The sequence below is a fragment of the Streptomyces sp. NPDC001970 genome, from assembly GCF_053594115.1.
The window spans coordinates 142,265-155,995 of sequence record NZ_JBSFDW010000013.1 but is presented as its reverse complement, the minus strand read 5'-3'; the positions used below and the strand labels follow the sequence as shown (position 1 = coordinate 155,995).

15 protein-coding genes are annotated in these 13,731 nt (G+C 71.7%); 9 read left to right on the top strand and 6 right to left on the bottom strand.

Annotated elements, in window-relative coordinates; all coding sequences use genetic code 11:
- Window positions 1-21: 21 nt before the first annotated feature.
- Both npdG and ACWCP0_RS18360 read right to left on the bottom strand, forming a co-directional pair.
- Window positions 22-738, bottom strand: a complete 717-nt coding sequence (npdG, locus tag ACWCP0_RS18365) for an NADPH-dependent F420 reductase (RefSeq protein ID WP_451079822.1) — start codon at window positions 736-738, stop codon at window positions 22-24.
- 10 nt (window positions 739-748) lie between these two features.
- Window positions 749-907, bottom strand: coding sequence for a hypothetical protein (locus ACWCP0_RS18360; RefSeq protein ID WP_451079821.1), 159 nt, complete (start codon window positions 905-907; stop codon window positions 749-751).
- Between the two features lie 285 nt (window positions 908-1,192).
- Here ACWCP0_RS18360 and ACWCP0_RS18355 point away from each other — a divergent pair, with 285 nt between their 5' ends.
- Together ACWCP0_RS18355 and ACWCP0_RS18350 are read left to right on the top strand one after the other, a co-directional pair.
- A complete protein-coding gene (locus ACWCP0_RS18355; RefSeq protein WP_451079820.1) occupies window positions 1,193-1,798 on the top strand; it encodes a hypothetical protein in 606 nt (201 codons plus the stop codon).
- 363 nt (window positions 1,799-2,161) lie between these two features.
- A complete protein-coding gene (locus tag ACWCP0_RS18350) occupies window positions 2,162-3,475 on the top strand; it encodes an MFS transporter (RefSeq protein ID WP_451079819.1) in 1,314 nt (437 codons plus the stop codon).
- Here the strand turns inward: ACWCP0_RS18350 and ACWCP0_RS18345 are convergent, their stop codons facing one another.
- Window positions 3,476-3,706, bottom strand: coding sequence for a hypothetical protein (locus tag ACWCP0_RS18345; protein ID WP_451079818.1), 231 nt, complete (start codon window positions 3,704-3,706; stop codon window positions 3,476-3,478).
- A 58-nt stretch (window positions 3,707-3,764) separates the two neighbouring features.
- Between ACWCP0_RS18345 and map the strand changes: the two genes are divergently transcribed.
- Both map and ACWCP0_RS18335 read left to right on the top strand, forming a co-directional pair.
- The gene (map, locus tag ACWCP0_RS18340) at window positions 3,765-4,622 is read left to right on the top strand and encodes a type I methionyl aminopeptidase (RefSeq protein ID WP_451079817.1); all 858 of its coding nucleotides are present in this window, start codon (window positions 3,765-3,767) and stop codon (window positions 4,620-4,622) included.
- Window positions 4,623-4,747: 125 nt separating this feature from the next.
- On the top strand, window positions 4,748-5,434 hold the full coding sequence (locus ACWCP0_RS18335) for a biliverdin-producing heme oxygenase (RefSeq protein ID WP_451079860.1): 687 nt from the start codon (window positions 4,748-4,750) through the stop codon (window positions 5,432-5,434).
- A gap of 64 nt (window positions 5,435-5,498) precedes the next feature.
- Here the strand turns inward: ACWCP0_RS18335 and ACWCP0_RS18330 are convergent, their stop codons facing one another.
- Entirely contained in the window at window positions 5,499-6,227 is a 729-nt protein-coding gene (locus ACWCP0_RS18330) for a PhzF family phenazine biosynthesis protein (protein WP_451079816.1), read from the bottom strand.
- 219 nt (window positions 6,228-6,446) lie between these two features.
- On the opposite strand from ACWCP0_RS18330, the gene efeO reads away from it, so the two are divergent.
- The 4 genes from efeO to ACWCP0_RS18310 are packed head-to-tail and all read left to right on the top strand — an operon-like array spanning window position 6,447 to window position 10,836.
- A complete protein-coding gene (gene efeO / locus ACWCP0_RS18325; protein ID WP_451079815.1) occupies window positions 6,447-7,595 on the top strand; it encodes an iron uptake system protein EfeO in 1,149 nt (382 codons plus the stop codon).
- 30 nt (window positions 7,596-7,625) lie between these two features.
- Window positions 7,626-8,957 carry an iron uptake transporter deferrochelatase/peroxidase subunit gene (gene efeB, locus ACWCP0_RS18320; RefSeq protein ID WP_451079814.1) on the top strand — a complete coding sequence of 444 codons (1,332 nt, stop codon included), beginning with the start codon at window positions 7,626-7,628 and terminating at the stop codon, window positions 8,955-8,957.
- Window positions 8,958-8,993: 36 nt separating this feature from the next.
- Window positions 8,994-9,968, top strand: a complete 975-nt coding sequence (gene efeU / locus ACWCP0_RS18315; protein WP_451079813.1) for an iron uptake transporter permease EfeU — start codon at window positions 8,994-8,996, stop codon at window positions 9,966-9,968.
- A complete protein-coding gene (locus ACWCP0_RS18310) occupies window positions 9,856-10,836 on the top strand; it encodes a hypothetical protein (RefSeq protein ID WP_451079859.1) in 981 nt (326 codons plus the stop codon). Before efeU ends, ACWCP0_RS18310 begins: the two co-directional genes overlap by 113 nt.
- Before the next feature lie 214 nt (window positions 10,837-11,050).
- Here the strand turns inward: ACWCP0_RS18310 and ACWCP0_RS18305 are convergent, their stop codons facing one another.
- Together ACWCP0_RS18305 and ACWCP0_RS18300 are read right to left on the bottom strand one after the other, a co-directional pair.
- Complete coding sequence (locus ACWCP0_RS18305) at window positions 11,051-11,842, bottom strand: bifunctional DNA primase/polymerase (protein ID WP_451079812.1); 792 nt, start codon at window positions 11,840-11,842, stop codon at window positions 11,051-11,053.
- A 105-nt stretch (window positions 11,843-11,947) separates the two neighbouring features.
- The gene (locus ACWCP0_RS18300) at window positions 11,948-12,553 is read right to left on the bottom strand and encodes a TetR/AcrR family transcriptional regulator (RefSeq protein WP_451079811.1); all 606 of its coding nucleotides are present in this window, start codon (window positions 12,551-12,553) and stop codon (window positions 11,948-11,950) included.
- Window positions 12,554-12,673: 120 nt separating this feature from the next.
- Between ACWCP0_RS18300 and ddaH the strand changes: the two genes are divergently transcribed.
- The gene (ddaH, locus tag ACWCP0_RS18295; protein ID WP_451079810.1) at window positions 12,674-13,543 is read left to right on the top strand and encodes a dimethylargininase; all 870 of its coding nucleotides are present in this window, start codon (window positions 12,674-12,676) and stop codon (window positions 13,541-13,543) included.
- Window positions 13,544-13,731: the final 188 nt, after the last annotated feature.

The following is a 13,731-nucleotide window of genomic DNA, read 5'->3' as shown; positions in this document are numbered from 1 at the left end:
GACTCCGGTTCGGACGCCGGATCAGACGTCGGTCACGCGCAGACCCGCGTGTGCCTTGTAGCGACGGTTCACCGAGATCAGATTGGCGACCAGCGACTCGACCTGGTGGGCGTTCCTCAGGCGGCCGGCGAAGACGCCCCGCATGCCGGGGATGCGGCCCGCCAGCGCCTGGACGAGGTCCGTGTCGGCGCGCGACTCGCCGAGGACCAGCACATCGGTGTCGATCTCCTCGATCGACTCGTCCTGGAGCAGCACCGCCGAAAGGTGGTGGAAGGCGGCGGTGACACGCGACTCGGGCAGCAGGGCGGCGGCCTGCTCGGCGGCACTTCCCTCCTCCGGCTTCAGGGCGTAGGCGCCCATCTTGTCGAAGCCGAGCGGGTTCACGCAGTCGACGACCAGCTTTCCGGCGAGCTCGTCCCGCAGCGCCTCCAGCGTCTTGCCGTGACCCTCCCACGGCACGGCGACGATCACGACGTCGCTGCGTCGCGCGCACTCGGCGTTCTCGGCGCCCTCGATGCCCAGCCCCAGTTCGGCGGCGGCGGTCCCGGCGCGCTCGGCGGCCCGGGAGCCGATGATCACCTTCTGACCGGCGCGCGCGAGGCGGTATGCGAGGCCCCGGCCCTGGTCACCGGTGCCGCCGAGGACGCCGACGACGAGTCCGGAGACGTCGGGGAGGTCCCAGGGGTCCTTGGCGGGAGCGGAGGCCTTCGGGGCGGCGGCGTTGTCTTCTGAAGTCATGCCCCCGACATTACTGGCTGGTCGGGTGGGCGCGGGCGGACCGACGTTCGACGAGATCGACCCATACGAGCCTGGCGATCGCGACGACGATCAGCACCGGCCCGGTCAGCAGCCGCACCGCGTACCGGTCGGTCCGGGCGACCCCGGCCAGGTCCAGCATCCCCTGCACGAGCGCCCCGGCATACGCGGCGAGAATCAGCGCGCGCCACGGGCCCTGAGGCCCCGCGGGCCGCCGCGACGGTGAAGCCGGCCGGGTGCCCTGCCCAGGAACAGCAGTAACGCGAGGGGCAGCGCGACGGCCGTCGACTCCGTCACCCATATCCAGGGGAGCTCATGGCGTCATGAGGCCCGGGTCCGGTGCGCGGGCATCCTGCCCGCTGCCGGCGACATCCCGTACGGGTGAGCTGCCGCCAACGGCCGGTCCGGGGGCCGCGGTTCGGGCAGGATGCGGGCCATGGATGCCGTACGCGTCGCACTGCTGCGTGAGGTGCTCGCCGGGACCGCATGGCCGGCGGCGGCCCGCCGGTTCGCGGGGGTGCTGCGGTCGTCCGTCGTCCCGCAGGGCGGCGGGCTGCTGCTGGTGGGGACGGCCGAGTACGAGCCGTGGCATCTCGCCGCGCATCTCGTGGACGAGGCCGCGTGGTCCGGGCAGCCGGAGCTGGCGCCGACGCTGGTGCGCCACCGGGTGCGGTCCGGGGACCCGGCGCATCTGGCGGTCGGGCTCGGCCGTCTTGCGGCGGCCAGGCGCGGCGAGACGCTGCTGGTGGTGGCGCCGAAGCGAGCGGACGCGGGCCTGCTGGAGCGGGTGCACGATGCGCGGCGCTCCGGGGCGACGGTGCTGGCGCTGGACGGCGGGGATGCAGAGGTGCGGGGCCTCGCGCACGAGGGGCTCACGGTGGAGGGCGGGGCGGAGGTGGACCTCGACACGGTGCAGCACCTGGTGAGCGCGGCGGCCGGCGAGAACGGTCTGCCGCCCGCGCCGCGTGGGCGGCGCCGATTCCGTGACCGCCTCTCCCGACTCGCGGACCAGCTCACGGGCCCGCCGCCGCCGCGCTGGTAGGTGAGGCACGGGTGCGGGCGCGCATGCGGGCGACACCTGCGGCGGGCCACGCGGCGGAGCCGCACGTCGATACGGCCCCCGCCCCGGATACAGCCCCCGCCGCGCCCCTTCCCTAAACCGAGGGCTCCGCCCCGGACCCGTTTCGAGGGCTCCGCCCTCGTACCCCGCGCTTCAATCTGCCCCCACACCCCGGCGGGGCCCTGGCGGGGTGTGGGGGACACGCGGCTCCTGTGGAGCCCATCAGGCGCCTGAGGACGGACACCCCGGCCCGCCGGCCGGTACCGGGCGCGCCCGGGGATCCGGCGCCCCGTCCGGGCGTAAATCTGTTGCCCGCCCCGTGCCGGGTGCGGAGGATGGCCGGTCGTGGGAGAACGATGTCGCGCGCTGCTTCCCGACCTCGCCCCGTGGAGGTCGTCGCGGGACTTCCGGCTGCTGTGGGGCCAGGGGCTGGTGACCTACTTCAGCAGCTTCATGGCGATGGTGGCACTGCCCCTGCAGATCAAGGAGCTGACCGGCTCCCCGTTCGCCGTGGGCGCGATGGGTGCCGTCGAGCTCGTGCCGCTGGTCGTGTTCGGGCTGTACGGCGGGGCGCTGGCGGACGCCGTCGACCGGCGGAAAGTCATCCTGCTCACCGAGGCGGGGCTGGGCGTGCTCGCCCTGATTCTGCTGGTGAACGCGCTGTTGCCGACGCCCGTGCTCTGGCCGCTGTACCTGGTCGCGGCTGGTGTCTCGGGCCTCGCAGGACTCCAGCGGCCCGCGCTGGACTCGCTGCTGGCCCGGATCGTGCCGCACGACCAGCAGACCGCCGCGGCCGCGCTGAACGCCCTGCGCTGGCAGCTCGGCTCGATCGCCGGGCCCGCGCTGGCCGGTCTGGTCGTGGCGTACGCGGGCCACGCCGCGGCGTACGCGACGACGACTGCCGGTTTCGTCGTCTCCGTGCTGCTGTGCGGCCGGCTCACCGCCGCGCCGCCCGCGCACGACGCGGAGAAGCCCTCACTGCGGGGCATCGCGGAGGGCGCGCGGTACGCGTGGAGCCGGCCGGTGCTGCTCGGTACGTACGCGATCGACCTGGCCGCGATGCTCTTCGCGTTCCCCAACACGATCTTCCCGTTCCTCGCGGACGAGCTGGACGCGCAGTGGTCGCTGGGGCTGATGTACGCGGCGGGGTCGGTGGGGTCGCTCGTGCTGAGCCTGACCAGCGGCTGGACGTCGCGGGTGCGGCGGCACGGGCTGTTCGTCGTCTTCGGCGCGGCCGGGTGGGGGCTGGCGATCGCGGCGGCCGGATGGCTGACGAACGTGTGGCTGGTGCTGCTGTGCCTGGCGTTCGCGGGGGCCGGTGACATGCTCAGCGGACTCGGCCGCTCCACGATCTGGAACCAGACCGTGCCGGAGTCCCTGCGGGGCCGCCTCGCCGGCATCGAGGTCCTCTCGTACAGCGTCGGCCCTCAGCTCGGCCAGGTCCGCGCGGGCGCCATGGCCGGCTGGACCGGGACGCGCGCGGCCTTCTGGACCGGCGGCCTGGCGTGCATCGCCTCGGTCGGGCTGCTCGCCGCGGCCCTTCCGAAGCTCGTGACCTACGACGCCGAGACGGACGAGGACGCCCTCCGCCGCCGCGCCCAGAAGGAGCGAGCGGCGGCGGAGGAAGGGGCGGCGGCCGTACGGGGGGCCACCCTCTGATCAGTCGGCCGTGTCCTCGTCACGGGGAGCGTCGTGCCATCTGGGGTCGGTCTCCCACTCCAGGTTCCGCTCGCGGGCCGTCGCCATCGCGTGCTCGGCGTCCTCGCGTGAGGCGTACGGGCCGAAGCGGTCCTTGGCAGGGCACTCGGGGCCCTCCTCGACCTTCTTGTGCTCCAGGCAGTAGTACCACTCACCCGGTTTGCCCACTGTGCGCTTCTTGAACAGGGCCATCGTCGGCTCCTTCCTCTGACGCCATGCTGCCCCAGCACGGCTGGTTAGACTCGCTGGCATGTCTGGCCAGTCGCTGCTCGTACCAGGGGAGCTCTCTCCCATCCGTTCCGTTCCCGGAAACATCCGGCGCCCCGAGTACGTCGGGAAGCCCGCGCCGACGCCGTACACCGGGCCGGAGATCCAGAATGCCGAGACGATCGAGCGCATGCGCATCGCGGGCCGCATCGCCGCGCAGGCGATGGCGGAGGCAGCGAAGCTCATCGAGCCCGGGGTGACCACGGACGAACTGGACCGTGTCGCGCACGAGTTCATGTGCGACCACGGCGCGTACCCGTCGACGCTCGGCTACCGCGGCTTCCCGAAGTCGCTGTGCTCGTCGATCAACGAGGTGATCTGTCACGGGATCCCCGACTCGACGGTGCTGCGCGACGGCGACATCGTGAACCTGGACGTCACCGCGTACATCAACGGCGTGCACGGCGACAACAACGCCACCTACCTCTGCGGCGACGTGGACGAGGAGTCGAAGCTCCTCGTCGAGCGGACGCGGGAGTCGCTCGACCGGGCCGTCAAGGCGGTCAGGCCCGGCCGCCAGATCAACATCATCGGGCGGGTCATCGAGTCGTACGCGAAGCGCTTCGGCTACGGCGTCGTGCGCGACTTCACCGGGCACGGCATCAATGCGTCGTTCCACTCCGGGCTGATCATCCCGCACTACGACAGCCCGCACGCGACCACCGTCATCCAGCCGGGAATGACCTTCACGATCGAGCCGATGCTGACGCTCGGGACCCACGAGTACGACATGTGGGACGACGGCTGGACCGTCGTGACGAAGGACCGGAAGCGGACCGCGCAGTTCGAGCACACGCTGGTGGTGACCGAGAGCGGCACCGAGATTCTGACGTTGCCCTGACCGCGAAGAGGGGTAGCGTTTTTACCGACAGGTCGTCGGGAACCAGTTGACTTAGGTAAGCCTAAGCAGCAGGATCCTACTGGTTCCCGTCCCCCTCGGCCCCTCGGAGGTCCGCCTTGGACACGCTGGACACGCTGGACACGTCGGACACGCCTTTCTCGACCCTGATCCGCGTCGCGTCGCACGAGCAGCACACCCAGGCGGAGACCTCGACCTTCATGAGCGACCTGCTCGGCGGCCGGCTGGGGGTGGACGCCTATGCGCGCTACACCGAGCAGCTGTGGTTCGTGTACCGGGCACTGGAGGGCGCGGCCGAGTCGCTCTCGGGCGACCCCGTCGCCGGTCCCTTCATACAGCCGGAGCTGCTCCGGACGTCCGAGCTGGAGCGCGACCTCGCACATCTGCGCGGTGCGGACTGGCAGGACGAGCTGCGGCCGCTGCCCGCGACCGCGGCGTACGCGGCACGGGTCGAGGAGTGCGCCCGCACCTGGCCCGCGGGGTATGTGGCGCACCACTACACCCGGTATCTCGGAGACCTCTCCGGCGGCCAGATCATCCGCGACAAGGCCGAGCGGACCTGGGGCTTCGACCGCAAGGGCGACGGCGTCCGGTTCTACGTCTTCGAGCGGATCGCCAACCCGGCGGCGTTCAAGCGGAGTTACCGGGAGCTGCTGGACCGGGTGAACGCGGACGACCTGGAGAAGCAGCGCATCATCGACGAGTGCAAGCGGGCGTTCGACTTCAACGGCGCGGTGTTCCGGGAGCTCGGCCAGGCCTGCGGTCCGGACGAGCGGGGCCCGCTCAGCGCCTGACGGAGGCTCGACCGGGCCCGACCGGGCCTTGGCGGTGCCTGGTCAGCGCCTGGTCAGCGTCTCGTCAGGCGAGGCGCACGCGGCCGCCGATCTCGATCGTGCCGTCGGGGCCGGGGGCGGTGAGAATCTGCGAACCCCGGCCCTGAGTGATGTTCAGGGCCCGCCCCAGCTGCCCGGTGAGCAGCAGCGCCGCCGCGCCCGTCGCCTCGTCCTCGTCGATCCCCCCGGCGCAAGCCCCGGCTCCACCGGAGCGGCTGCCGCCGCGCTCATCGATTCGCCCCGGGAAGGCCCGCGCACGGACCCGGCCGGCGGCCTCGTCCTCCCAGCCCCACGCGTAGCCCCTCCCCCACAGCCCTTCGGGCGTGGGAGGTACCCCCACCCCCGGCGGGGGCACCTCCAGCGCCTCGACCTCGGCGGCCGACGCGTACTGGCGCAGTGTCCGCGGCGGTGCCCATGCGGTGCGCGCGGTGATCCAGGTGAACTCGCCGTCGTGGCGGGCCCACACCTCACCCGCGGGCGGGTTCACGACCTCCAGGTCGAGCAGCCAGGCCGCGCCGACGAGCGGATGCCCGGCGAACGGCAGCCGCAGTCCCGGTGTGTAGATGTCGACCACTCCGCGTTCGGGATCGTCGACGAACACGGTCTCGCTGAAACCGAGTTCCCGGGCCAGCGCCTGCCGCGACTGCCGGTCGGGGTACGCACGTCCGTCGCGTACGACACCGAGGGCGTTGCCGTGGTGGCCGTCGGCGCCGCAGAAGACGCGCAGTACATCGATGCCATGGGGTCGTTCCATCACGCCGGAATTGAACCATCCCCGGGAGGCCGTCCCGACAAAGCGCGGCATTTGACCAGCGCTTGACCGGCGCGTGACCGGCCCATGGTCTCAGGCCGCTCATGAGAGCTGAATCACCATCCGGCGGGGTACCGCCCAGGTAAGCCTCGGCTAAGTTAGGTCCGCCTCACTGCCGTACCACCCCACTCCGTCCCCCGTCCCGTCCTCCGTGGAGCCTGTATGCGAGCCGTCCGCCTCACCGTCGTCACCGCCGCCGCGACCGCGGCCGCTCTGACCGCCGTCACGGGCTGTGCCGAGAAGAGCGACGCCAAGGGTGGTGACGGTGCCGTCACCGTCACCGCGAAGGACGACTCCTGCGAGGTGTCCAAGAAGGAGTTCCCGGCCGGGCACGTCCAGTTGGACATCGAGAACAAGGGCTCGAAGGTCACCGAGGTCTACATCCTCTTCCCGGACGACCGCATCGTCACCGAGCGCGAGAACATCGGCCCCGGCACCAAGGCGAGCCTCACCGCCGAGGTGAAGGCCGGTGCCTACGCGATCGCCTGCAAGCCCGGCATGACGGGCGAGGGCATCCGCCGGCAGGTCAAGGTGACCGGCGGCACCGTGGCCAAGCGGTCCCCGGAGATGGACAAGGCGGTCGCCGAGTACCGCACGTACGTCCAGCAGCAGGCCGACGAGACGCTGCCGAAGGCGAAGGTGTTCACCGCCGCCGTCCGCGCCGGGGACACCGAGGCGGCGAAGAAGGCGTACGCGGACTCCCGCATCGGCTGGGAGCGCACCGAGCCCGTCGCCGAGTCCTTCGGCGACATCGACCCGAAGGTCGACCTCCGCGAGGACGGCATCGGGGACCTGGAGAAGGGCCAGGAGTGGACCGGCTGGCACCGCCTGGAGAAGGCGCTGTGGCAGGACAAGAAGCTCGGCCCCGAGGCGAAGACGCTCGCCGACACCCTCGACAAGGACCTCGCCGACTGGGTGAAGAAGGTCGGCACCGCCGAGATCACACCGACGTCGATGGCGAACGGCGCGAAGGAACTCCTCGACGAGGTCGCGACCGGCAAGGTCACGGGCGAGGAGGAGCGCTACTCCCACACCGACCTGGTCGACTTCAAGGCGAACGTCGAGGGCGCGCAGAAGTCGTACGAGCTGCTGAAGCCGGTCGCCTCCAAGAACGACCCGAAGCTCGTCGCCGAGCTCGACAAGCAGTTCGCGGCACTGAACACGCTGCTCGACAAGTACCGCACGGACAAGACCTCGTACGTCTTCACCTCGTACGACAAGGTCACCGAGCCGCAGCGCAAGGAGCTGTCCGACGGTGTGAACGCGCTGGCCGAGCCTCTGTCGAAGCTCGCCGCCGCGGTCGTGAAGTAGCCGTGAAGTAACCATCAGAAGGATGCGACGATGAGCAGAACACCCACCGAGGAGCCCGTCGGGGGAGCCACCGAGGAATCCGCCGGGGAAGCCGCCGACGCCACTCGGGAGGAAGCCTCGGCGACCACGGGCCAGGCCGCCCCCTCGCGGCGCGCCCTGCTCGGCTGGGGAGGTGCCGGGCTCGCGCTCGGCGCCGCCGCGGCGGGCGGCGCGATCGCCGCCGTGGCGCGCGACGGGGACGAGACCGCCCTCGCCGCCGCGAGCGGCGCGGCGGTGCCGTTCCACGGATCGCACCAGGCCGGTATCGCCACGCCCGTGCAGGACCGGCTGCACTTCGCGTCCTTCGACGTGAAGACCGAGGACCGTGCGGAACTCGTCCAGTTGCTGAAGGACTGGACACGGGCCGCCGAGCGGATGACGGCCGGGCAGACGGTCGGCGACGGCGCGTACGGCGGTCTCGCCGAGGCCCCGCCGGACGACACGGGCGAGGCGCTCGGCCTGCAGCCGTCCCGGCTCACCCTCACCATCGGCTTCGGTCCGACCCTCTTCGACGGTCGCTTCGGGCTGAAGGACCGCAGGCCGGCCGCGCTCGTCGAGCTGCCGAAGTTCCCCGGCGACAACCTCGATCCGGCGCGCAGCGGCGGCGATCTGTGCGTCCAGGCCTGCGCGGACGACCCGCAGGTCGCCGTGCACGCGATCCGCAACCTCGCCCGCATCGGCTTCGGCAAGGTCGCCGTCCGCTGGTCGCAGCTCGGCTTCGGCAAGACGTCGTCGACGACGCCCGAGGCGCAGACGCCGCGCAACATGATGGGCTTCAAGGACGGCACCCGGAACATCCCGGGCACCGACAAGGCCGCCCTGGACAAGCACGTGTGGGTGTCCGGGAAGGAGGGCCCGGCCTGGATGGCGGGCGGCTCATACCTCGTGGCACGCCGGATCCGGATGAACATCGAGACCTGGGACCGCACGCCGCTGCAGGAGCAGGAGGACATCTTCGGCCGGGACAAGCGCGAGGGCGCCCCGGTCGGCAAGGCCGGGGAGCACGACGAGCCGTTCCTGCCCGCGATGCTGCCGACCGCTCATGTGCGCCTCGCCCACCCGGACTCCAACGGCGGGGCGATGATGCTGCGCCGCGGCTACTCGTTCACGGACGGCACGGACGGTCTGGGCCGGCTGGACGCGGGGCTGTTCTTCCTCGCGTACCAGCGGGACGTCGCCAAGGGCTTCGTTCCCGTGCAGCGGAGCCTCGCCGCGAGCGACGTCCTCAACGAGTACATCCAGCACGTGGGTTCGGCGCTGTTCGCGATCCCGCCGGGCGTCCGCGGCAAGGACGACTGGTGGGGCCGGGCGCTGTTCTCGTAGCGGGCGAAACGAGCGCAACAGGAAGGACGCACCGACGTGTTCGGCAACTATCTGATCGGCCTGCGCGAGGGCCTGGAGGCCAGTCTGGTCGTCTGCATCCTCGTCGCGTATCTCGTGAAGACGGATCGCAGGGACGCCCTGAAGCCGATCTGGATCGGCATCGGGGTCGCATGCGGGCTCTCGCTCGCGTTCGGCGCGGCCCTCGAATTCGGCTCGCAGGAGCTGACGTTCGAGGCGCAGGAGCTGCTCGGCGGTTCGCTGTCGATCGTCGCCGTCGGCCTTGTCACCTGGATGGTCTTCTGGATGCGGCGCACCGCACGGCATCTGAGGTCCGAGCTCCACGGCAAGCTGGACGCGGCGCTGCAGATGGGGACGGGCGCGCTGGTCGCGACGGCGTTCCTGGCGGTGGGCCGCGAGGGGCTGGAGACGGCGCTGTTCGTGTGGGCGTCGGTACGGGCGGCCGCCGACGCGGAGGGCTCGTCGGCCCCGCTGTCCGGGGTGTTGCTCGGGATCGCGACGGCGGTCGTGCTGGGCTGGCTGTTCTACCGGGGCGCGCTGCGGATCAATCTGGCCAAGTTCTTCACCTGGACCGGCGCGATGCTGGTCGTCGTGGCCGCGGGTGTGTTCGCGTACGGTGTCCACGACCTGCAGGAAGCCCGGTTCCTGGGCGGCCTCTCGGACAAGGCGTTCGACATCAGCGCGACCGTCCCGCCGGACAGCTGGTACGGCACGCTGCTGAAGGGCGTCTTCAACTTCCAGCCCGATCCGACCGTGCTGCAGGTCACGGTGTGGCTGCTGTATCTGGTCCCGACGCTCGCCCTGTTCCTCCTCCCGGTAGGGTTCGGACGGTCAGTGGGGGACGAGAAGCAGAAGGCGCAGAAGGCAACCGATGAGCAGGCTGGGTCGGGTGGCGACGGGGCTCGCGGCGACGACGGTGCTGTCGCTGACGGCGAGCGGGTGCGTGACGGTTCACGGCGAACTGGAAGTCGTACCGGCGGCGACGACAACTGAGGCCGCACAGGCCCTGAAGGACTTCACCGACGCGTACAACAAGGCGGACAAGGCGTACGACCCTGCCCTCGACGCGGGCAGGGTCACGGGCGCGCTCGGCGCGATCAACCAGGCGGGCCTGAAGGCGCGCAGCGTGACGCAGCCGGACGGCAACCCGCAGCACCGGCCGCTGGAGCTGACGGACGCGAAGTTCCACGTGCCGAAAAAGGCGGGCTGGCCGCGGTACTTCTTCGCGGACACCGACAGCAACCGCGACGTCGACAGCGGCCGGCAGGACAGCCGCTGGCTGGTGGCGTTCGTCCGGAACGGCAACGACCAGCTGTGGGAGGCCGCCTATCTGGCGATCCTCACGCCCGACGAGATGCCGAAGTTCCGTACGGACAAGGACGGCTGGGCGGAGCCGATGGCGCCGGACTCGACGGCGACGGCGGTCGCCCCGCGCGATCTGAGCGAGGAGTACGCCTCGTACATGCAGGACGGCAAGCCGGACCACTTCGCCGCCGGCGTGCACACGACCGGCTGGCGGGAGGAGCGCAAGCAGATCGCGCAACGGCCGGGCCTGTCGACGCAGTTCGTCGACCAGCCGCTGGACACCGGGGACTTCGCGCCGCTCGGTCTGGCCACGGAGGACGGCGGCGCACTGGTGTTCTTCGCGATGCGTTTCTTCGACCGGCAGACGGCGGCGCAGGGTTACCGGCCGAAGGTCAGCCCGGACGTGAAGGCGCTGATGACCGGTGAAGTGAAGAACACCCTCACGAAGGAGTGGATGTCCAGCCAGGCGGTCCTGCTGGCTCCGAGCGGCGCGACGGGCCCTGCCGTGACGATAGTGGGGCGGCTGCAGGGTGTGACGTCGGCGAAGGGGTCGTAGGCGGGCGGCCTTCCGCACCGCCGGTGTCGCCGAATCGGCCCGCCCGGCGTTCGAGGCCGGGCACACGGGTCCACCGCGGGCCCACCGGCCGCGCGACGGCACCCGCTCACCGAGCCCGCCCGGCGTTCGAGGCCGGCTGACCGGTCCACGGCTGTGGGGCGACGAGGCTTTCCCATCCGGCCCGGCGTCGGCATGCGGCAGGGCCCGGGTGGTCTCAGCGGTGCAGCGGCCACGCCACGGAGGGGCGGTCGTCGTCGTGCTCGTCCGCCTGGTCCGCGTATGTCGCGCAGGCGTCGGCGAGCACCTCGAGCAGCGTCAGCGGGTCCGGCAGCGGGTGCTCGGGGCCGCGGGCCCACTCGACGGTGAGGCCGTTCGGGAGCCGAGCGGGCGGCACGAGCACGTAGCTGCCGCGGCTGTGCCAGCGCAGCCCCGGGTGCTCGTCCATCGTCTCGGGATGGCAGTCCAGCTCACACGGCCACCACTCGTCCTCGTCCTCGGGCGTGCCGCGGGTGGCGGTGAAGAACAGCATCCGTTCTTCTCCCCCTACGCCCTGCGGCGTGGGGGCACCCCCGGACTCGGCGACCGGGCCGACGTCGATGCCCTCGGCGAGGAGCCGCTCCAGGGCGGCGCGGCCCGCCTCCAGCGGCACGTCGAGGACGTCGTGGACCATGCCGGTGGCGGTGATGAAGTTCGCCTCGGGCTCGTCGGCCGCCCAGCGCTCGATCTTGTCGCGGTCGGTCGTGGACTGGGTCTGCCAGGCGAAGGAGACGGGGTGGCGGGCCGGGGTGGGGCACCCGATGCGCTCACAGGAGCAGCTGTAGCCCGAGGGGTACGCGGCGGGCGCGAGCGGCAGTCCGGCGGCGGCGACGGCCAGCAGCAGGGGCAGGCGGTGATCGGAGGCCTTCCCGGAGTCCTCGCTCGGGCGCCTGCGCAGCCACTGCGGCAGTCGACGGTCCCAGGACATCCTGCTCTCCGTGCCGCGGTAGCGGCCGATACCGTCGCCCATCTATCCCCTCACACCTCGCTGCTCGCCCCTGGCGGACCCTGCCATGGTCGCACCATCGCGCGCGCCGGGTGGCCGCGCCCCCCGATCGTGTGGCCGGTGCCTCACTCAGCGCCTCGGCGCAAGGCCGTACAGCGCGTACTCGACGATCTTGTCCGCGTACTCGTGGGTGAGCGGGAGGGTGCGCAGCAGCCAGCGGTGGGCGAGGGGGCCGACGAGAAGCTCCAGGGCGATGCGGGGGTCGACGCCGGGACGTACGTGACCGGCGTCCTGGGCGGCGCGCAGCCTGCGTACATACAGCTGGAGGGAGGGTTCGAGGAGCCTGTGGACGAACTCGGCGCCGAGGGCGGGGTCGACGACGCTCTCGGCGGCGAGGGCGCGGGCGGGGGCGTCGTAGGGCGGCGAGTTCAGCTCGTCGACGGTGGCGCGCAGGACGAGCTTGAGGTCGGCCTCCAGGTCACCGGTGTCGGGAAGCTCCGGCTCGCCCTGGGCGGCCTGCTCGGCCCGGTCGAGGAAGGCTTCGAGGAGGACCGCGGCCTTGGAGGGCCACCAGCGGTAGATGGTCTGCTTGCCGACGCCGGCCCGGGCGGCGATGCCCTCGATGGTCGTCCTGGTGTAACCGACCTCGCCGACGAGGGAGAGCGCGGCATCGTAGATGGCGCGGCGGGAGCGTTCGCTGCGGCGGGAGGCGTCGGGGACCCTGGTGTCTGCCATACGGGTCAATCTACCAGCGGCGTGACGATACGTATCGTCTCTGCGCTCGGCTGTACTCGGGGCGTACGTGTGATGAACCACCCGTTCGGATCACTGCGCGGCGCCGCCGTACACCGCACCATGGCAACACGCACAACCGTGCGTCGCAGCGCTGCCGCTCGTGAGGAGCCCTCATTGCCCCGTGACGCCAGACCCCGCCGCTACCTCATGTGCCCACCCACGCACTTCGAGGTGACGTACTCCATCAACCCATGGATGGACCCCGGGAAGCCCGTCGATCTGCCGCTGGCGCTCGCCCAGTGGGAGACCCTGCGCGAGCGCTACCGTGCGCTCGGGCACACGGTGGAACTGCTCGAACCTGAGCCCGACCTGCCCGACATGGTCTACGCCGCGAACGGCGCGACCGTCGTGGACGGGCGCGTGCTCGGCGCACGCTTCGCCCACCGCGAGCGGGAGGCGGAGGCCGCGGCACACCTGGAGTGGTTCCGCGCGCACGGCTTCGCCGAGATCCATGAGCCGGTGCACATCAACGAGGGCGAGGGCGACTTCGCGGTGACCTCGACGTATGTGCTGGCGGGGCGGGGCTTCCGGTCGAGCCCGCTGTCGCACGACGAGGCGCAGGAGTTCTTCGGAAGGCCGGTGATCGGACTGGATCTGGTGGACCCGCGCTACTACCACCTCGACACGGCGCTGTCCGTTCTCGACGACGAGGCGGACGAGATCATGTACTACCCCGGGGCCTTCTCGCCCGGCAGCCGCGCGGTCCTGGCACGGCTCTTCCCCGACGCGCTCGTCGCACGTGAGGCGGACGCGGCGGCGATGGGGCTGAACGCGGTGAGCGACGGGCGGCACGTGCTGTTCCCGCAGGAGGCCGTGGGGCTCTTCGGGCCGCTGCGGGCCCGGGGCTTCGAGCCGGTCGGGGTGGACCTCGGTGAGCTGTTGAAGGGCGGCGGCAGCGTCAAGTGCTGCACCCAGGAGCTCCGCTCCTGACCTCGGCGGGGTACGGGGTGCCCCGGGGCCGCCGGCCCTCGGCAGGGGTGTGCCGCCCCTGTCCGGCGGCTCCGGGGTGTCCGTCCTCAAGCGCCGGACGGACTGGAATGGCGTACCGCTCCCGTGCGGTGAACCACGGTGTCCGTCCTGAAACGCCGGACAGGCTGAGATGTGGACGCCGCCGCCCA